Below are 18019 nucleotides of genomic sequence, written 5' to 3'. Positions count from 1 at the left end.
CGCTTTCAGGGAAACGCTTTCGGCTGCGGCCCAAAACGGTTCTCCTCCGGCGTACTGCGCTGGCTGTAAAAGGCCAGCAACATTAACCAGCCCAGCACCGGAAGCAGGAGCAACAACAACCAGCGACCGCGGCGATCGGTATCGTGCAGGCGGCGAACCTGCACCGCCAGCGAAGGCACCAGCACCAGCAACGTGTAAATCAGGCTCAATGGGCCAAATCCGCCGTCAAAGTGCCAGCCAAGAATGTGGTCCACCATCACCAGCACGCCGGAAAGAATGATATTGACCAGCACGAACATCCAAAACTCACGCCGGTGCGCCCGTCCGTGGAAGGTGGCATAGTTACCCAGTACCTTAAAATACCAGTCCATTTTTAACCTCGAACAATGGTCAATTCGTTGTTTTCTAAACGATCAAAGTAAGAATAGACGGCAAAAATACAAAGCGATAAATCCGGCGGGAAATAATTTGGGCGCGCGGTCACGCGCCCGAAAGATCAGGCGAAACGAATGTCGCGCCCGTGAGGTTCATCCAGATCCTGCCACGGCCCGACAGAGATGATCCCGGTTGGGTTGATGGTTTTGTGGCTGCGGAAATAGTGATTGCGGATATGCGCAAAATCGACGGTTTCCGCAACGCCCGGCATCTGGTAAATATCGCGCAGAAAACCGTGCAGATTGAGGTAGTCGCTGATGCGGTGTTTATCGCATTTAAAGTGGGTGACATACACCGGATCGAAGCGAATAAGCGTGGTCCACAGGCGAATATCGGCTTCTGTCAGCCGATCGCCGGTCAGATAACGGTGCTGACCCAGGATCTGCTCCAGCCGTTCCAGCGAGGTAAAGACATTCGTCACGGCTTCGTCGTAGGCCTGCTGGCTGGTGGCGAAACCCGCTTTATAAACGCCATTGTTGACGTTGTCGTAGATCCAGCTATTGAGCTCATCGATTTGCGCGCGCAGTTCCGGCGGGTAGTAATCCCCGGCTCTGGCGCCCAGCCCGTCAAAAGCGGTATTGAACATGCGGATAATTTCCGCTGACTCATTACTGACAATGGTGTGATTCTTTTTATCCCACAGCACCGGCACGGTGACGCGGCCGCTGTAGTGCGGATCGGCATGCAGATAAAGCTGATAGAGAAATTCGTGCTGATAGAGGGTATCACCGGTCGCCGCCGGGAAATCGTCATCAAACGTCCAGCCATTTTCTAGCATCAATGGGTGAACGACGGAAACAGAGATAAACGGCTCCAGGCCTTTCAGTTTACGCAGGATCAGCGTGCGGTGCGCCCACGGACAAGCCAGTGAAACATAGAGATGATAGCGATCTTTCTCTGCGGCGAAGCCCCCTTCGCCGGACGGGCCAGGCGCGCCGTCGGCAGTGAGCCAGTTGCGAAATGCGGAAACGGAGCGCTTAAACCGCCCACCGGTGGATTTGGTGTCATACCAGGTGTCGTGCCAGACGCCGTCAATCAGTTGTCCCATTTTGCTTCCTCCTTCTGATAGCAAAAAAGCGAGGAGTGAACTCCTCGCTTTGATCTCTTTACTCAGTATAGAGCGCTTACCATTTTTTATTCAGCACGCGGTCGAGACTGATGGCACCCGGCCCGGTGATGCCCAGCAGCAGATAACCGCCAGCGATGGTCAGGTTTTTCATAAACATCAGTGAGTTCACGCCTTCCGCAAAGTTGCTGTGGAAGAGGAATGCGGTCAGCAGTGTGAAGCCCGCAGTGAACAGTGCGGTGGTACGGGTCAGGAAACCGAACAGAATTGCCAGACCGCCGCCGAACTCAAGCAGGATGGTCAACGGCAGCAGGAATCCCGGCACGCCCATTGCTTCCATATACTGCTGTGTACCTGCATAACCGGTAATTTTTCCCCAGCCAGCCACGATAAACAGAATCGGCATCAGGATACGTGCGACCAGAAAACCAACATCTTCTAATTTTTTCATCTTTCTCTCCAGGGGGCCACTACCGCGGCTATCAGTAAATAGTGTGCAATTACGGGCAGATGCCGCGTGCTTGCTGTCGATGGAGAGGATAGTAATCGTGGCGGGAAAAGATTGTTAGCAAGGAAAACTGTCGAATTTTATCAAAAAAACTGAGCAAGGAGAAAAGGGCGATCGTCGTGACCGCCCTTAATGCATTAACGCGGTGAGTTGAGCGTGGTTTTAACCAGGCGCCACAGGCTCCAGATGCTGAGACCGCGTTTACCCCAGCGCACCAGCATATTCGGATGGCGAACCGACCAGATAGCAAGCGCGCTGCTGCCAATTAATGCCCATGAACGCAGGCTGAGCAGAGTATTCCAGCCGCGATCGTAAGGGCTGGTCGCTTCAAGCCAGTCGCGACGCCCGGCGGTGAGATCCAGCCGTTGCTGCTGGATCTCGCTGAGCAGGCGCGCTTTACGTTTCAGACGCTCCGCTCTGCTGCTCACGATTTATCATCCTCCAGCAGGGCGCGGTCATTTTCAAGCTCCTGCCGGGTATGGCGCAGCAGTGTTGATGCGCGCGCTTTGCGTAGCGTCCAGATGCCGCCAATCAGCGCCAGCACCAGTAACACTACCGTGGTGGCAATCATCGCGTTGAGGCGATATTGCGGATCAATGGCCCAAATAATCAGCACCATCAGACTCATCAGGCCAAATGCGGCAAAAAGCATGGTCAGACCCAGCATCATCAACAGCTGGAACAGATTGGCTTTCTCTTCTTCCAGCTCGACAACCGCCAGCCGCAGGCGGGTCTCAACCATCTCTACAAGGATCGTCAGAATACGCTGACCAATCCCCAGTGCGCTTTTGCCAGGCCCCTGCGCGTGTCGTGGCTCCGTCATATCAACGACGCGTCAGCAGCACGCCCAACACCACCCCAATAGCGGCGCCGATGCCTACACTGGCCCATGGGTTTTCGCGGACATATTCGTCAGTACGGGCGGCGGCTTCACGCGTTTGTTTGGCGATAACATCACCCGTTTCGCCGAGGCGATGACGACTGTCACGCAAAGCCTGCTCGGCTTTTCCACGTAATTTACTCAGCTCTTCTTTCGATTTTTCACCAGAATTACTCAGCACTTCTTCCAGCGTATCCGCGAGGGATTTCAGTTCAGCGCGCAAATGATCGGCATTATCTTTTGACATAATTTTCTCCAGGTGAGTGAGTGGTAACGTCCTTAAAAATCAGTAATCGCGAGCCTCCAGCTCTTTTAGCTCAAGCTGTGCTTCTTTCAGCTTGTGTTCGCGTTTGCTTATTTTCTCTGCGTCGCCTTTCTGCTTTGCTTCCGCCAGATCGCGACGGCGCTCGGCAACCTCTTCTTTCTGCTCGGCTATTTTTTTCTGGTGGGCGGCGCGGAGTTGGGTATCTGAACAGTTAGCGCGCATTTCACGCAGCGCCTTTTTCAGCCCCACAATTCGGCTCTGGTTGTTATGCTTTTCGGCATAACTGATTTCGCGCTGGATATCATGTTCTTTCTCCTGACAGGGGCTTGCAGCCTGTGCAACAGCGCTCAGAGAAAGAAGAACCAACGCCAGTGCGATGCGGTTTTTCATCATCGAAACCTTCCATTGTTGGCCAGCGAAACGGTCGTTGCGCCAGCATCCAGTTGTACAAAGTGAACCCTGGTTCCGTTTACTCAAGCATAGTAAGTAAACTGCTAAACACCAAAGTGAGTGAAAAGATTCAGAATCCTGGAAGGATTAACCGAATCGGTGAGTGGTATTGCGCAGAAGCGCCAGCCACGCAGAGGGTTGGCCGTTGTCATCATCCAGGGCGGCGATGATATAGCCACGGGGCAAGGTACGATCGAGGACGGCTTTCGCCGCTGCGCTTTGGTCGCTGGATTCGAAAGTAATCAATAACGTATCGTTTTTCGGCGTAATACTTTTGAATTGTATGCCGTTGGCGTCCAGATGGTGCCAGACGGAGAAACCATCCGGCACGCTGACGTTCTGCATCGCCGGGCGAATCGCCAGCGTGGATTCGCGGTTTTGCAGCGTCGCCCATGCAATAAACATGACGCTGAAAATCGCCATCGTCATTAAGCCTATGAATAACCGGCGCAGGAAGGGACGTTGCAATGCCATGTTCTTAGCCTCGATCGCGATATTTTTTCTTCCACAGCACCACCAGTGAGCCGACCAGGCCAATCACCAGCAATACGACCGGAAGCAACATCAGGCAGGACATCAGTGCATCTTCATACTTACGAAACACGGGCGTCTTACCCAGCAGGTAACCGAGCGATGTCAGAATCAACACCCACAGCAGGCCGCTCATCCAGTTGAAGAACTGAAAGCGTGCATTACTCAGACCAGAAAGTCCGGCAATCGTTGGCAACAATGTGCGAACAAAGGCAATAAAACGCCCGATTAACAGCGCGGAAAGCCCATGCTTATGGAACAGGTGATGCGCGCGCTGGTGATAATGCGCCGGCAGATGCGATAGCCAGTTTTGTACGATGCGCGTATTGCCAAGCCATCGTCCCTGGATGTAGCTCAGCCAGCAGCCAAGGCTGGCCGCAACGGTCAGGAGGAGGATGGTTTGCGGGTAGCCCAGTGCGCCTTTGGCAATCAACACGCCGATCAGCACCAGAAGACTATCACCAGGCAGAAACGCCGCCGGAAGCAGACCGTTTTCCAGAAATAAGATGACAAATAAAACAAAATAGAGCATGCCGATCATGCCGGGATGCGAAAGCGTTTCGAAATCCTGGCTCCAGAGGGCATGGAGTAATTGGCTTAAAAGTTCCATTCGGTGTTCCTGGTACATCGGTTTACGTCACGTCTGTTACTGGCACAGAACAACACGGCGGCGGGCTCTAATATATTATGACCGCGCATGGCACATCCGGGTGCGATTGTTATGCAGCTAAAAGACGCTGTGAGTAAGCGCTAACTCATTCAATGGCGAAATGCATCTAATTGTAACAAAAGCTGACCGTGTGCGTCAGTCAGAATAACGCTCGCAACCGATTTTGCTTGCCAGGAGAGGGGGTGGCGAGGGTATTTACAAAGGCTGACACTCTATACCATTCACTGACCCAAAAAGGGGGCGGCGCAGCGTAAGTGTGCGCCTGGATAGCGGTTTTTTATTTCGTGCCGGTAGCGGCAGCATCAAGATGTACGACCGGGTTTTCGGCAAACAGGTAACGGTCAGCATTGAACTCAAAATCATCGCTGGTTTCGTTAAACAGCATCTGCTTGGTGTTTTCCAGATGCTGCCACATCGCCACTTTCGCCGCGTGCGGATCTTTGCGGATTAGCGCCTTCAGAATTTGGTCATGATCGTCACACCAGTTATCGACGGTGCGTAAATCAATATGATCGTGCAGTTTTTTCCAGTACGGGTTATGTACGCGCTGCGTCCACATCTTCTCGACAATCGCCGCCAGTGCGCTATTTTGCGTGGCCAGTGCGACCTGCACATGGAATTGCAAATCCCATTCTGAATCGCGGAAGCACTTCTCTTTGCGGGCGTTATCCTGGATTTCCATCAGCTTCATAATGTCCTGTTTCGTCACCTGAGTGGCGGCGAATTCAGCGATATTACTCTCGATAAGCTGACGTGCCTGCAACAGTTCAAACGGGCCGTAATTGGCAAACTCCAGGCTCTCATCCGGCGCTTGCGTATGGCGCGGCTGGTTGGAAATGACATGGATGCCGGAGCCTTTGCGAACTTCAACGTACCCTTCCACTTCCAGCATAATGATCGCTTCACGAACCACGGTGCGGCTGACGCTTTTCTCATCGGCAATAAAGCGCTCCGCGGGCAGTTTGTCCCCCACAAGATACACACCTTGCTCGATTCGGTTCTTAAGCTCGGCGGCAAGCTGCTGGTACAAACGACGTGACTCGGAAATTTCCATATAGGCTCCAGGGGAAGAAAGGCGAGAGTAGATTTGTTATACCACTTTTACTGCTTACTCACCAGAATCTCTGACGAAAAAGCCGCCTCAGGGGCGGCTTTTACATATTTTTGTCACACTCTCGTGAACCGCTAATTTTGCGCAGCGGTGTCGCCAACGGTATGGTTTACGACCTCTTCGGCGGTCTGGTTTTTCAGTACCGTCCAAATCAGGATAGCGCCCATCAGGTCAAACAGTGCCAGCACAGCGAACAGCGGGCTGAAACCAATAGTATCCGCGAGCGCACCGACGACCAGAGCGAACATCGTACTTGCGGTCCAGGCAGCCATACCAGTCAGACCGTTTGCCGTTGCCACTTCATTACGACCAAAGACGTCGGAAGAGAGCGTAATTAGCGCGCCGGACAGAGACTGGTGAGCAAAACCACCGATGCACAGCAGACCAATTGCAACGTACGGGCTGGTGAACAGGCCGATCATGCCAGGGCCGATCATCAGCAGCGCGCCCATGGTCACCACCATTTTACGGGAAACGATCAGGTTAACACCAAACACGCGCTGGAACAGCGGCGGCAGGTAACCACCGACGATACAACCCAGGTCAGCGAACAGCATCGGCATCCAGGCGAACATGGCGATTTCTTTCAGGTTGAAACCGTACACTTTAAACATGAACAGCGGGATCCAGGCGTTGAAGGTGCCCCAGGCCGGTTCTGCCAGGAAGCGCGGCAGTGCGATACCCCAGAACTGACGGGTGCCCAGAATCTGCCAGACGGACATTTTCTTGCCATTGTTGGTCTGGTGCTGTGCTTCCTGACCGCCAATGATGTATTCGCGTTCTTCTTCGCTCAGTTTTTTCTGGTCGCGCGGGTGTTTATAGAAGAACAACCAGGCCATTGCCCATGCGAAGCTCAGCACACCAGAGATGATGAACGCCATTTCCCAGCTGTGCATCACAATTGCCCACACCACCAGCGGCGGAGCGATCATGGCGCCAATAGAAGAACCAACGTTGAAATAGCCGACGGCAATAGAACGTTCTTTGGCCGGGAACCATTCAGACGCGGCTTTCAGGCCTGCCGGAATCATGGCTGCTTCAGCCGCACCGACCGCACCACGCGCCAGCGCCAGGCCGCCCCAGCTGCCTGCCAGCGCAGTTGCGCCGCAGAATACAGCCCAGGTAATCGCGAAGAAGGCGTAACCAATTTTGGTGCCCAGAATATCCAGCACATAGCCGGCTACAGGCTGCATAACAGTATAAGCCGCGGAATACGCTGCAATGATGTAAGAATATTGCTGGGTAGAAATGTGCAGCTCTTCCATTAATGTCGGAGCCGCGGCTGCCACTGTGTTACGTGTCAGATAGCCCAATACGGTGCCGACCGTCACCAGTGCTATCATGTACCAACGTAATCCTTTGATTTTACGCATGTAAACCTCATCGTTATGTTATTACCGCTTGCGCGGTCACCCTTCGATCGTGTTCGGAGGATGAAAACGGGAGGACGTAACCGGGATCGTCCCCGGTACGGCCCAAACCTTGCCACAAGTAAGCGTTTTTTTAATCCGGCATCCGTACCGTCAAGACCGATTTAATGTGTTATCGGGAATGCATTCCGTCGGCTATGTGTTCGACGGCTGAAAGATAACTTGTCATACAACTTGAAAAGGTGAGTGATATCACAAAAGTGTTTTTCTTTGTGTGGTCTTTAACTTTGCCGGAAGAAGCCAGATTTGGCGCGGTCTGGCGGGGTATTTATCGCGCAGAAGCGTAAATTTTTGTCTGTTTTTATTGATCCAACTCACGAAAATATCTTCGGTCTATAGAAATTGGTGTGATAACTTTGTCAGCATCAAAGGTAAACATCAGACGCACTCGTTGAGAGGAAGACGATAATGACCCCGTTTATGACTGAAGATTTTCTATTAGATACCGAATTTGCGCGCCGCCTGTACCACGACTACGCCAAAGACCAACCGATTTTCGACTACCACTGCCACTTACCGCCGCAGCAGATCGCTGAAAACTATCGTTTTAAAAACCTGTATGACATCTGGCTGAAAGGTGACCACTACAAGTGGCGCGCGATGCGTACCAATGGTGTGCCTGAGCGCCTGTGTACCGGCGATGCGTCCGATCGCGAGAAGTTTGACGCCTGGGCGGCAACGGTGCCGCACACGATCGGTAACCCGTTATACCACTGGACACATCTTGAGCTGCGTCGCCCATTTGGTATTACAGGTAAGCTGTTTTCCCCGGCGACTGCGGATGAAATCTGGGAGCAGGGCAATGCACTGCTGGCGCAGGATAAATTCTCCGCGCGCGGCATCATGCAGCAGATGAATGTGAAAATGGTCGGTACCACTGACGATCCGATCGACTCTCTGGAGCATCACGCTTCTGTCGCCAAAGACAAAACGTTCAGTGTCAAAGTGCTGCCGAGCTGGCGCCCGGATAAAGCGTTCAACATTGAACAGGCGACCTTTAACGATTACATGGCGAAACTGGGTGAAGTGTCCGATACCGACATTCGTCGTTTTGCCGATCTGCAAACTGCACTGGCCAAACGTCTGGATCACTTTGCGGCACACGGTTGTAAAGTTTCCGACCACGCGCTGGATGTTGTGCTGTTCGCCGAAGCCAGCGAAGCAGAGCTGGATAGCATCCTGGCCCGCCGCCTGTCCGGTGAAAGCCTGAGCGAAAAAGAGATCGCGCAGTTCAAAACGGCAGTACTGGTCTGGCTGGGTGCGGAATACGCACGTCGCGGTTGGGTGCAGCAGTACCACATTGGTGCGCTGCGTAACAACAACCTGCGCCAGTTCAAACTGCTGGGGCCGGATGTCGGCTTTGACTCCATCAATGACCGTCCGCTGGCGGAAGAGCTTTCTAAGCTGCTGAGCAAGCAGAATGAAGAAAACCTGCTGCCGAAAACCATCCTCTACTGTCTGAACCCGCGCGACAACGAAGTGCTGGGCACCATGGTCGGCAACTTCCAGGGTGAAGGTATGCCGGGCAAAATGCAGTTCGGTTCCGGCTGGTGGTTTAACGATCAGAAAGATGGCATGGAACGTCAGATGACCCAGCTTGCGCAGCTCGGCCTGCTGAGCCGTTTCGTCGGCATGCTGACCGACAGCCGCAGCTTCCTGTCTTACACCCGCCACGAATACTTCCGCCGCATTCTGTGCCAGATGATTGGTCGCTGGGTGGAAGCAGGCGAAGCGCCGGCAGATATCCAGTTGCTGGGCGAGATGGTGAAAAATATCTGCTTTAACAATGCGCGTGATTATTTCGCGATTGAACTGAACTAAGGCCGTTTGAGGTTGATATGCAATACATCAAGATCCATTCGCTGGATAACGTTGCGGTAGCACTGGCGGATCTCGCCGAAGGGACGGAAGTCGTTGTCGACAACCAGACCGTTCGGCTGCGCCAGGCGGTGGTACGCGGGCACAAGTTTGCTCTGCAAGCCATTGCCGAAGGTGAAAATGTTGTCAAGTATGGTCTGCCAATTGGTCATGCGACATCAGATATCGCGCCGGGCGAGTACATTCATTCCCATAACGCGCGTACCAATCTGAGCGATGTGGACGAGTATAGCTATCAACCTGATTTTCAGGATGAAGGCGCACAGGCGGTGGATCGGGACATTCAGATCTACCGTCGCGCAAAGGGTGAAGTCGGGATCCGCAACGAACTGTGGATCCTGCCGACCGTGGGCTGCGTTAACGGCATCGCCCGCCAGATCCAGAACCGTTTCCTGAAAGAGACCCAGGATGCCGAAGGTATCGACGGCGTTTACCTGTTCAGCCACACCTATGGTTGTTCCCAGTTGGGCGACGACCACATCAACACCCGCACCATGCTGCAAAACATGGTGCGTCACCCTAACGCCGGAGCGGTGCTGGTGATTGGTCTGGGTTGCGAAAACAACCAGGTCGATGCTTTCCGCGAGACGCTGGGTGAGTTCGACCCGGAACGCGTTCACTTTATGATTTGCCAACACCAGGACGACGAAGTGGAAGCCGGGCTTGAACATTTGCATGAGCTCTATCAGGCAATGCGTAACGACAAACGCGAGCCGGGTAAACTGAGCGAGCTGAAATTCGGTCTGGAATGCGGCGGCTCAGACGGCCTGTCCGGTATTACCGCGAACCCGATGCTCGGTCGTTTCTCCGATTATGTGATCGGTAACGGCGGTACTACCGTGCTGACCGAAGTGCCGGAAATGTTCGGTGCTGAGCGTATTCTGATGAGCCATTGCCGCGACGAAAGTACCTTTGAGAAGACCGTCACCATGGTGAACGACTTCAAACAGTACTTCATCGCTCACAATCAGCCGATTTATGAAAACCCATCACCGGGTAACAAAGCAGGCGGCATCACCACACTGGAAGAGAAGTCCCTCGGATGTACGCAAAAAGCAGGGGCCAGCCAGGTCGTGGATGTGCTGCGCTACGGCGAACGTTTGAAAACTCACGGCCTGAATCTGCTGAGCGCGCCGGGTAACGATGCCGTTGCCACCAGCGCACTGGCAGGTGCTGGCTGCCATATGGTGCTGTTCAGTACCGGTCGCGGTACGCCGTACGGCGGTTTTGTGCCGACGGTGAAAATCGCCACCAACAGCGAACTGGCCGGGAAGAAAAAACACTGGATCGACTTCGACGCAGGTCAACTGATTCACGGCAAAGCGATGCCGCAACTGCTGAACGAGTTTGTTGATGTGATTGTCGATATCGCTAACGGTAAGCAAACCTGTAACGAGAAGAACGATTTCCGCGAGTTAGCGATTTTCAAAAGCGGCGTTACGCTCTGATTGACCTTTCTCTTTCGCGCCAGGGCCGCCAAAGTAGCCCTGGCGCGAAATATTTTGCTAAGTACGTGAGTGCTGACCTGGTGTAACATTTTCTTTTTTGGACCTGACAAGGATTTTTCATGACCGCGTATTGGCTTGCCCAGGGCGTTGGTGTCATTGCCTTTCTGATTGGTATTACAACCTTCATCAATCGTGATGAGCGGCGCTTCAAAAAGCAGCTCTCGCTCTACAGCGCCATTATCGGCGTACATTTTTTTCTCATGGGTGCATTTCCCGCCGGATCGAGCGCCATGCTCAACGCGATACGAACGCTGATCACGCTGCGCACCCGCAATGTGTGGGTGATGGTGCTGTTCATTGTGCTGACCAGCGGGCTGGGGCTGGCAAAATTCCATAATCCGATCGAGCTGTTGCCGGTGGCGGGCACGATCGTCAGTACCTGGGCGCTGTTCCGCTTTAAAGGTTTGCCGATGCGCTGCGTTATCTGGTGTTCGACCGCATGCTGGGTGATCCACAACTTCTGGCTCGGATCGATTGGCGGTACGCTGATCGAAGGCAGTTTTCTGGTGATGAACGGGCTGAACATCATTCGTTTCTGGCGTATGCAGCGACGCGGTATCGATCCGTTTAAAGTCGAAACCGCGGTGCATAAAGAGCCTGCCGCCCGCTGACGGCAGGTTTGCTATTCCTGCGCTTTTTTCTTGTCGTTCTGGTAGTTAACCCAGACGTTGATCAGCAGCGTCAGCGCCAGGATCCCGCCGACCACACCCAGCGAAATGGCGATCGGAATATGGAAGAAATCCACGATCAGCATCTTGATGCCAATAAACACCAGGATCACCGACAGCCCGTACTTCAGCATTGAGAAGCGCTCCGCGACGCCCGCCAGCAGGAAGTACATGGCGCGCAGACCGAGAATCGCGAACAGGTTTGAGGTCAGCACGATAAAGGGATCGGTGGTCACTGCAAAGATCGCCGGAATGCTGTCAACGGCAAAAATCACATCGCTCAATTCCACCAGAATCAGCACCAGTAAAAGCGGCGTGGCGGACAGCAATCCATTTTTACGCACGAAGAAATGCTCGTTTTCGATGCGATCCGTCATGCGCAAATGCCCGCGCAGCCAGCGGACCAGCGGCTTATCGCCGATCCCGGTTTCATCTTCTTTCGCCAGCGCCATCTTCACGCCGGTAAACAGCAGGAAAGCGCCAAACACGTACAGCAACCATGAGAATTGCGTGATCAGCCAGCTACCGGCAAAGATCATCACGGTACGCAGCACAATCGCGCCGAGTACGCCGTAAACCAGCACCCGCCGCTGGAGTGCCGCCGGAACCGCAAAGTAGCTGAACAGCATCAGCCAGACAAAGACGTTATCCACCGCCAGCGCTTTTTCAATCAGATAACCGGTGAAAAACGCCAGCGCCTGCGTATCTGCCACCGCGCGCCCTTCGGTTTGCGTCAGATACCACCAGAACGCGGCATTGAAGAGTAACGAGAGGCTAACCCAGACGATCGACCAGACGGCCGCTTGCTTCATGGACATGGTGTGCGCGCCGCGTCGTCCCTGAAGCAAGAGGTCGATGGCCAGCATAATCACGACCACGACAGCGAACCCGCCCCATAACATTGGTGTGCCGACTGTATTCATAGTGAATTCCTTACCTAAAACAAAAAACGGCTAACGTCGAAAGACGTCAGCCGCTTGCTTTAGATGCAGGGAGTCTCGCCTTTCGGCAAGGTCTCACTTACGTCGGTGAAGACGCCCGGCGACCGGATGCGGTAACGCATCGTAATGACGATCCACCGGCAATGAAGTTACTCCCCTTTGCGAGTAACAAAATATGTCAGTCCATTCGCGCCGTCAATGATTCGGCTTACCTGGTTTACGAACCTTTACGCAGTGAGTTCGGCACCCACATCATCTGCCGGGAATTTCACGCCGGTCTGACGGCGGATTTCCGTTTGCAGTTTGGCCGTGGTACGGCTGATGGCCAGCCCCGGATGATTGATCTCGTTCTCTTCCACCAGCCGGGCGAATGTCTCCGCTTCATAGAGCATGGTGTTGATATGCTGCGGCTGCGTCAGCTCCTGCGCTTTACTGCCGCGCGGCACGAACGACACTTTCTGGCATTCGGAGATCTTTTCCACCAGCAGCGAACCGGCTTCACCCTGGATTTCGCTTGGCAAAACGGAGTCGCTCACTTTCGAGTGTTGCAGCGTGACGCTGAAATCGCCGTAATCTATTACCACCACGCCGTGCGCATCAACGCCGCTGTCGAGCAGGCTGGCGGTGGCCTGCACGCTGTGCGGCTCGCCCCACAGCGCTACCGCAGATGCCAGGCAGTAGAAGCCGATATCCATAATCGAACCGTTCGAGAACGCCGGATTAAAGGTATTCGGGTTTTCGCCATCCAGATAACGCTGGTAGCGCGAAGAGTACTGGCAGTAGTTGATAAAGGCTTTTCGCACTTTGCCCACTTTCGCCAGCGACTGTTTCAGCAGGATGAAGTTCGGCAGGCTGGCGGTTTTGAAGGCTTCAAACAGTACCACCTGATTTTCCCGCGCGCAGGCAATCGCCGCTTCGACTTCCTGTAAGTTCGAGGCCAGCGGTTTTTCACAGATCACATGCTTTTTGTGGCTCAGAAACAGTCGGGTCTGCGGGAAATGGAGAGAGTTCGGGCTGGCAATATACACCGCGTCAATGGCATCGCTTTTCGCCATCTCTTCCAGTGAGGTAAAAAGATGTTCTACCGGATAGTCGTTGGCGAAGGTTTGCGCCTGTTCAAGGCTGCGGGAAAAAACGGCGGCGAGTTTATATTTGCCCGTCTCATGGGCGGCATCGACAAACTGGCGGGTGATCCAGTTTGTACCTATGACAGCGAAACGTATCATAAGGGCGCAATTTCTCCGTAAATGGGGTCTTTGTGCACTCTACCACGTCATAATGACAAAACCAGTGCACTGCTACGCAGAAGCACAAATGGCCTCAACCGGGAAAGAGACGCAGCGCGGCAATACGCGCAAGCGCGGTTTCGAGCGCTTCATCGCTGGCCGTCAGGCTGATACGAATAAACTGCTCGCCTCCTTTACCAAAGCCAGAACCCGGTGCAACCAGCACATGCGCCTCGTTCAGCAGTAAAGCGGAAAACGTCGCGGCATTAAAGCCCGCAGGTACGGGCAACCAGAGAAAGAATGTGCCTTGCCTGGCATGTACCGGCCATGATATCGCGGCCAGCATTTCCAGCACCCATTTGCGCCGCTGATGGTAAACCGCGACCAGTTGCTGCATACGCTGTGGCGGCAGCGCTAACGCCGCGATTGCCGCATCCTGCACTGCCCCAAAAACGGTGCTGTAGCTGTGGGTATGCAGCTTTTTAAACGCCTGAATGACAGACGCATTGCCGACGGCAAAACCAAAGCGCCAGCCCGCCATGCTGAAGGTTTTCGACAGCGTATAGGTTTCCACGCCCCACGCTTTAGCGCCGGGCATCGACAGCAGGCTTAATGGCGCTTCTTCTACGTGGCTGCCAATCGCCGCATAGGCAAAATCATGCACCACCGGAAGATGGTACTCGCGGGCAAAATCGAGCGCTGCCGCGAATAACGCTGGCGTGGCCAGCGCGCCGGTGGGGTTGTGCGGATAGTTGAGCATCAACAAACCGGCATCACGGGCGACGTCGGCAGGTACGCGGCTGAAGTCCGGTAAAAAGTCATCGGCTTCCTCCAGCGGGATGCCATAAAAGCGAGCCTGCGCCTGTAGCGCGGCAGAGCGGTAAATGGGGTAACAAGGATCGGTGGAGATCAGGTATTGCCCAGGCTTGAGTAGCGCGCGCGGCAGACCGCTGACGCCGATATGCGATCCCTGGAAAACCGCCACTTCCCGCTCCGGATCCAGTTCGACGCCATAGCGTTGCCGGTAAAAATCGGCAATCGCCTGACGCACCTCTGTTTTGCCCCAGAACGAGGGATAGCCGTGGTTCTGCTCGTCGGCAACGGCCTGTTGCAGGCGGGCAATGATTTCCGGCGGTGTGGGTTGCCCAGGGCTGCCGCTGGAGAGATCGACAAGCGGCAACGCGGCGGTATCAATGGTTGCCGCCACCTTTTCCAGCGCGCTAAACAGGTTCTCTTCCAGCGCATCGATCAACGGTGAAGGGGAAAAATCAGGCATAGTTTGCTCAACACACTATTCATTATTCCCTATGGCATAACAGCAAATAGCGGATTCACTAAAGAATAAAAGCGGCAATGGTTTTTTATTTTTTGAATATTCGGTGGGTAATTATCGTTATGCTAAAAAAGCAAAATAAAAATATATCGCCTGTGATTTAATCAGATTGAAATTTATTCTGATGGGGACATTGTTAATGAGCAGGCCAGTCATATTGGGTGTTATCTTTGCATTATTAGCCACTTCCTCTTCGCTGGCGCAGGCGGCGGATGCGCAAACTAATAAAATTATCCGCGTGGGTTTTAACCCTGGCCCTTATAAAGAGCAATTTGAAAAAGGGGTAGTGCCTTTTCTGCAAGCGAAGGGTTACACCGTTGAATTTAAAGATTTCAGCGACGGTATTCAGGTTAATGATGCGGTGGCGCGTGGGAATATTGAAGCCAATATCATGCAGCACCCGGTGTACCTTAAATCGGTGAATGAACGTTTAGGCATCGATAATATCGGCATTGTGCAGGTGCCGACGCCGCCGATGGGGCTCTATTCCGCGAAGATAAAACAACTGGCGAAACCCGAAGCTGGCACCACGGTTTCAGTACCGAATCAGCCCTCAAACGAGTATCGCGCCGCGCTGGTGCTGCAAAGTCTGGGCTGGATAAAGATCGATCCGAAGAGCGATCCGGCCACCTTCTCCCAGCGTAATATCAGTGAAAACCCGTATAAAATCGTGTTGAAAGAGATGGATAACGCCCAGCAGGTTCGCGCCCTGCCGGATGTGGATTATGGATTAATTCAGGGGAATTTTGCGGTCTCCAGCGGAATGAAACTGGCTTCGGCATTAAAACTGGAAGATCCCACCAGCAATTTTATTAATGTCGTGACCATCGCAGGCAAAAATAAAGATGCGCAGTTTGCCAAAGATATTATTGCTGGCTATCACTCGGCCGAATTCAAAAATTATATTCACGGACAATCGCAATATAGCGGCTATCTGTTGCCTGATTACTTTAAATAAATAATCCGATGATTGAGTTTCGTAACGTCAGTAAAACCTTTGCGCGTAACGGCCACCAAATCCAGGCGCTGGATAACATTTCTCTGAAAATTGAAAAGGGCGATATTTTCGGGATTATTGGTTACAGCGGTGCAGGGAAAAGTACCTTGCTACGTTTAATCAATCGTCTTGAATCGCCAGGGAAAGGCGATGTCGTGCTGAATGGCGAATCGCTGCAGGGCGTAACCGGAAAGCGCTTGCAGGCGATCAAAAAAAACATCGGCATGATCTTTCAGAATTTTAATTTGCTGAATGCGAAAACTGTTTTTCATAACGTGGCCATCCCATTGATTCTGCAAGGGAAAGATAAAGCTTTTATCCAGGCGCGTGTTACGGAGCTGCTCGATTTCGTCAGCCTTGGCGACAAGGCGCACAGCTACCCGGACGAGTTATCCGGCGGGCAGAAACAGCGTGTTGGCATCGCCCGCGCGCTGGCCACTAACCCCTCGGTATTGCTGTGCGACGAAGCGACCTCGGCGCTGGATCCGCACACCACCGTGCAGATCCTGCTGCTACTGAAAGAGATCAATCAGCGCTATGGCATCACTATCGTCTTGATTACCCATGAAATGTCAGTGGTGCAAAAGATCTGCAACAAAGTGGCGGTGATGGAGCGGGGCCGGGTAGTGGAGCACGGCGAGGTGTTTACGTTGTTTGCTGAACCCCGTCATGCCGTAACCGCCAGCTTTGTGCAGTCGGTGATCCATGACCGGCTTCCGGCGCGCGTTGATGCATTGCTTCAGGCGTACGGGCGCGGGTTGCGGCTGGAGTTTGTCGGCAGCACCGCGCAACAGCCGATCATCAACCGCATCATCAAAAGTTATGCGATTGAAATCAATATCCTTTTTGCCAGCATGTCGGAAGTCCAGAACCGCATTATCGGTTTTATGATTGTGCAAATTCAGGGGGACGACGCGGCGGTGGCCAGCGCCATTGCCGATCTTCACGAGGCGGGGGTAAAAATCAGCGATGTTTGAGTTATTTGATACTGCCGTGACCGGCGACCAGTTTGTGCTGGCGCTGCATGACACGCTGGTGATGGTGTGCGTGTCGTTAGGATTTGGCTCGCTGCTTGGCATTCCGCTGGGGATTGTGCTGGTGATTTGCCGACCCGGCGGCATTGTGCCTAATCGCGTGGTTCATCAGCTGCTAAACCCGGTGATCAACGTCGTGCGCTCGCTGCCTTTTATCATTTTGCTGATCACCATTCTGCCCTTCACCCGCTTGCTGGTTGGCACCACTATCGGCACTGCCGGGGCGATTGTGCCGCTGATTGTCTTTATCGCGCCGTATATTTCGCGGCTGGTGGAGAGTTCACTGCTGGATATTGACGACGGCATTCTGGAAGCGGCAGATGCGATGGGCGCTTCTCCGCTGCAAACGATCTGGCACTTTATGCTGCCGGAGGCTGCCTCTTCGCTGGTCCTCGCATTAACAACCGCCACCATTGGTCTGCTGGGCGCCACCGCAATGGCCGGAACGGTCGGCGGCGGTGGCATCGGCGATCTCGCCATTACTTACGGTTACCAGCGCTTTGATGCGTTTGCCACGCTGGTGACCGCCCTTGTTCTGATTGTCATTGTGCAGTTAATCCAGACCCTCGGCACCCGCCTGGCGCGCCGTCTGCGCCGCGAGTCGTCGCGGTAACCCTGAGGAGAAAATCATGCCTGTTGTTGAAAGCTTTACGCTCGACCACACCAAAGTGAAAGCCCCTTACGTTCGCGTTGCTGGCGTTGAACGCCACGCGCTGGGCAGCGTGGTGCAAAAGTTTGATTTGCGTTTGCTGCAACCGAATGTTGACGCCATTCCCACGGCGGCGCTGCACACGCTGGAGCATCTGCTGGCCTTTGGCCTGCGCGAGGAGCTGGACGGCATTATCGATATTTCGCCGATGGGCTGCCGCACCGGTTTCTACTTGATCCTGTGGGATGAGCACAAACCTGCCGATGTGGCTGCCGCTCTGACGCGCGTCCTGCGCCGCGTACTTGACGCGACCGACGTTCCGGCGGTGACGCCGCTGGCCTGCGGCAACTATCGCGACCATTCGCTTTTCTCGGCGCAGGAGTACGCAAAACAGGTGCTTGAAGTCGGGATCAGCGATGATCCGTTCCGGCGTAACTAA

The 18019-nt window shown here is 53.9% G+C and carries 21 protein-coding genes; 7 read left to right on the top strand and 14 right to left on the bottom strand.

Going from position 1 to position 18019, the window contains the following annotated elements; translation table 11 throughout:
* Window positions 1-5 precede the first annotated feature (5 nt).
* The 11 genes from C0557_RS22855 to C0557_RS22805 all read right to left on the bottom strand — a co-directional run bounded on the left by C0557_RS22855 (window position 6) and on the right by C0557_RS22805 (window position 7289).
* Complete coding sequence (locus tag C0557_RS22855; protein ID WP_074778498.1) at window positions 6-371, bottom strand: DUF805 domain-containing protein; 366 nt, start codon at window positions 369-371, stop codon at window positions 6-8.
* Window positions 372-496: 125 nt separating this feature from the next.
* Window positions 497-1483, bottom strand: coding sequence for a glutathione S-transferase family protein (locus tag C0557_RS22850; RefSeq protein ID WP_071921582.1), 987 nt, complete (start codon window positions 1481-1483; stop codon window positions 497-499).
* Window positions 1484-1559: 76 nt separating this feature from the next.
* Window positions 1560-1952: a DoxX family protein gene (locus tag C0557_RS22845; RefSeq protein WP_074778494.1), complete on the bottom strand. Its 393-nt coding sequence runs from the start codon at window positions 1950-1952 to the stop codon at window positions 1560-1562.
* 194 nt (window positions 1953-2146) lie between these two features.
* Window positions 2147-2437, bottom strand: coding sequence for a YqjK-like family protein (locus C0557_RS22840; protein WP_208661426.1), 291 nt, complete (start codon window positions 2435-2437; stop codon window positions 2147-2149).
* On the bottom strand, window positions 2434-2832 hold the full coding sequence (locus tag C0557_RS22835; RefSeq protein ID WP_007369973.1) for a phage holin family protein: 399 nt from the start codon (window positions 2830-2832) through the stop codon (window positions 2434-2436). Before C0557_RS22835 ends, C0557_RS22840 begins: the two co-directional genes overlap by 4 nt.
* A gap of 1 nt (window position 2833) precedes the next feature.
* Window positions 2834-3136 (bottom strand): YqjD family protein, encoded by a 303-nt coding sequence (locus tag C0557_RS22830; protein WP_043956442.1) that lies wholly within the window; start codon window positions 3134-3136, stop codon window positions 2834-2836.
* Between the two features lie 39 nt (window positions 3137-3175).
* Window positions 3176-3544, bottom strand: a complete 369-nt coding sequence (locus C0557_RS22825; RefSeq protein WP_074778651.1) for a DUF1090 domain-containing protein — start codon at window positions 3542-3544, stop codon at window positions 3176-3178.
* A 147-nt stretch (window positions 3545-3691) separates the two neighbouring features.
* Entirely contained in the window at window positions 3692-4078 is a 387-nt protein-coding gene (gene mzrA, locus C0557_RS22820) for an EnvZ/OmpR regulon moderator MzrA (RefSeq protein ID WP_208661424.1), read from the bottom strand.
* Between the two features lie 4 nt (window positions 4079-4082).
* Window positions 4083-4745 carry a DedA family general envelope maintenance protein YqjA gene (gene yqjA, locus C0557_RS22815; protein WP_007369977.1) on the bottom strand — a complete coding sequence of 221 codons (663 nt, stop codon included), beginning with the start codon at window positions 4743-4745 and terminating at the stop codon, window positions 4083-4085.
* Between the two features lie 337 nt (window positions 4746-5082).
* The gene (gene exuR / locus C0557_RS22810; protein WP_074778488.1) at window positions 5083-5859 is read right to left on the bottom strand and encodes a transcriptional regulator ExuR; all 777 of its coding nucleotides are present in this window, start codon (window positions 5857-5859) and stop codon (window positions 5083-5085) included.
* Window positions 5860-5990: 131 nt separating this feature from the next.
* Window positions 5991-7289, bottom strand: a complete 1299-nt coding sequence (locus tag C0557_RS22805; protein WP_208661415.1) for an MFS transporter — start codon at window positions 7287-7289, stop codon at window positions 5991-5993.
* Between the two features lie 465 nt (window positions 7290-7754).
* Here C0557_RS22805 and uxaC point away from each other — a divergent pair, with 465 nt between their 5' ends.
* The 3 genes from uxaC to C0557_RS22790 all read left to right on the top strand — a co-directional run bounded on the left by uxaC (window position 7755) and on the right by C0557_RS22790 (window position 11343).
* Entirely contained in the window at window positions 7755-9167 is a 1413-nt protein-coding gene (gene uxaC, locus C0557_RS22800; protein ID WP_074778484.1) for a glucuronate isomerase, read from the top strand.
* 17 nt (window positions 9168-9184) lie between these two features.
* Window positions 9185-10672, top strand: coding sequence for a UxaA family hydrolase (locus C0557_RS22795; RefSeq protein WP_074778482.1), 1488 nt, complete (start codon window positions 9185-9187; stop codon window positions 10670-10672).
* Between the two features lie 119 nt (window positions 10673-10791).
* A complete protein-coding gene (locus tag C0557_RS22790; protein WP_208661413.1) occupies window positions 10792-11343 on the top strand; it encodes a YgjV family protein in 552 nt (183 codons plus the stop codon).
* Between the two features lie 11 nt (window positions 11344-11354).
* On the opposite strand, the gene C0557_RS22785 is transcribed toward C0557_RS22790, so the two are convergent.
* From C0557_RS22785 to C0557_RS22775, 3 genes are all read right to left on the bottom strand, one after another.
* Window positions 11355-12323, bottom strand: coding sequence for a TerC family protein (locus tag C0557_RS22785; protein WP_208661411.1), 969 nt, complete (start codon window positions 12321-12323; stop codon window positions 11355-11357).
* A 245-nt stretch (window positions 12324-12568) separates the two neighbouring features.
* Window positions 12569-13567: a Gfo/Idh/MocA family protein gene (locus C0557_RS22780; RefSeq protein ID WP_208661408.1), complete on the bottom strand. Its 999-nt coding sequence runs from the start codon at window positions 13565-13567 to the stop codon at window positions 12569-12571.
* A 94-nt stretch (window positions 13568-13661) separates the two neighbouring features.
* Window positions 13662-14843 carry an aminotransferase class I/II-fold pyridoxal phosphate-dependent enzyme gene (locus C0557_RS22775; RefSeq protein WP_208661406.1) on the bottom strand — a complete coding sequence of 394 codons (1182 nt, stop codon included), beginning with the start codon at window positions 14841-14843 and terminating at the stop codon, window positions 13662-13664.
* 196 nt (window positions 14844-15039) lie between these two features.
* Here C0557_RS22775 and C0557_RS22770 point away from each other — a divergent pair, with 196 nt between their 5' ends.
* From C0557_RS22770 to C0557_RS22755, 4 genes are read left to right on the top strand one after another with little or no spacing between them, the layout of a single operon-like run.
* Window positions 15040-15858, top strand: coding sequence for a MetQ/NlpA family ABC transporter substrate-binding protein (locus C0557_RS22770; protein WP_208661393.1), 819 nt, complete (start codon window positions 15040-15042; stop codon window positions 15856-15858).
* Window positions 15859-15866: 8 nt separating this feature from the next.
* Window positions 15867-16874, top strand: coding sequence for a methionine ABC transporter ATP-binding protein (locus tag C0557_RS22765; RefSeq protein WP_208661390.1), 1008 nt, complete (start codon window positions 15867-15869; stop codon window positions 16872-16874).
* Window positions 16867-17544, top strand: coding sequence for a methionine ABC transporter permease (locus tag C0557_RS22760; protein WP_208661388.1), 678 nt, complete (start codon window positions 16867-16869; stop codon window positions 17542-17544). The genes C0557_RS22765 and C0557_RS22760 overlap by 8 nt, the downstream gene beginning before the upstream one ends.
* Window positions 17545-17560: 16 nt before the next feature.
* Window positions 17561-18019 carry an S-ribosylhomocysteine lyase gene (locus C0557_RS22755; protein WP_208661386.1) on the top strand — a complete coding sequence of 153 codons (459 nt, stop codon included), beginning with the start codon at window positions 17561-17563 and terminating at the stop codon, window positions 18017-18019.

Source organism: Kosakonia sp. MUSA4, assembly GCF_013085925.1.
Taxonomy (GTDB): domain Bacteria; phylum Pseudomonadota; class Gammaproteobacteria; order Enterobacterales; family Enterobacteriaceae; genus Kosakonia; species Kosakonia sacchari_B.
Note: the sequence above shows the minus strand (reverse complement) of the source record. Positions and strands in the feature narration are given on the sequence as shown.

Coding starts and splice junctions, on each gene's coding strand:
- C0557_RS22785 (WP_208661411.1), bottom strand. CDS start 12,323: ATGAATACAGTCGGCACACCAATGTTATGGGGCGGGTTCGCTGTCGTG.
- C0557_RS22830 (WP_043956442.1), bottom strand. CDS start 3,136: ATGTCAAAAGATAATGCCGATCATTTGCGCGCTGAACTGAAATCCCTC.
- C0557_RS22850 (WP_071921582.1), bottom strand. CDS start 1,483: ATGGGACAACTGATTGACGGCGTCTGGCACGACACCTGGTATGACACC.
- C0557_RS22805 (WP_208661415.1), bottom strand. CDS start 7,289: ATGCGTAAAATCAAAGGATTACGTTGGTACATGATAGCACTGGTGACG.
- C0557_RS22780 (WP_208661408.1), bottom strand. CDS start 13,567: ATGATACGTTTCGCTGTCATAGGTACAAACTGGATCACCCGCCAGTTT.
- C0557_RS22775 (WP_208661406.1), bottom strand. CDS start 14,843: ATGCCTGATTTTTCCCCTTCACCGTTGATCGATGCGCTGGAAGAGAAC.
- mzrA (WP_208661424.1), bottom strand. CDS start 4,078: ATGGCATTGCAACGTCCCTTCCTGCGCCGGTTATTCATAGGCTTAATG.
- C0557_RS22845 (WP_074778494.1), bottom strand. CDS start 1,952: ATGAAAAAATTAGAAGATGTTGGTTTTCTGGTCGCACGTATCCTGATG.
- C0557_RS22835 (WP_007369973.1), bottom strand. CDS start 2,832: ATGACGGAGCCACGACACGCGCAGGGGCCTGGCAAAAGCGCACTGGGG.
- C0557_RS22825 (WP_074778651.1), bottom strand. CDS start 3,544: ATGAAAAACCGCATCGCACTGGCGTTGGTTCTTCTTTCTCTGAGCGCT.
- C0557_RS22760 (WP_208661388.1), top strand. CDS start 16,867: ATGTTTGAGTTATTTGATACTGCCGTGACCGGCGACCAGTTTGTGCTG.
- C0557_RS22770 (WP_208661393.1), top strand. CDS start 15,040: ATGAGCAGGCCAGTCATATTGGGTGTTATCTTTGCATTATTAGCCACT.
- exuR (WP_074778488.1), bottom strand. CDS start 5,859: ATGGAAATTTCCGAGTCACGTCGTTTGTACCAGCAGCTTGCCGCCGAG.
- yqjA (WP_007369977.1), bottom strand. CDS start 4,745: ATGGAACTTTTAAGCCAATTACTCCATGCCCTCTGGAGCCAGGATTTC.
- uxaC (WP_074778484.1), top strand. CDS start 7,755: ATGACCCCGTTTATGACTGAAGATTTTCTATTAGATACCGAATTTGCG.
- C0557_RS22765 (WP_208661390.1), top strand. CDS start 15,867: ATGATTGAGTTTCGTAACGTCAGTAAAACCTTTGCGCGTAACGGCCAC.
- C0557_RS22795 (WP_074778482.1), top strand. CDS start 9,185: ATGCAATACATCAAGATCCATTCGCTGGATAACGTTGCGGTAGCACTG.
- C0557_RS22855 (WP_074778498.1), bottom strand. CDS start 371: ATGGACTGGTATTTTAAGGTACTGGGTAACTATGCCACCTTCCACGGA.
- C0557_RS22755 (WP_208661386.1), top strand. CDS start 17,561: ATGCCTGTTGTTGAAAGCTTTACGCTCGACCACACCAAAGTGAAAGCC.
- C0557_RS22790 (WP_208661413.1), top strand. CDS start 10,792: ATGACCGCGTATTGGCTTGCCCAGGGCGTTGGTGTCATTGCCTTTCTG.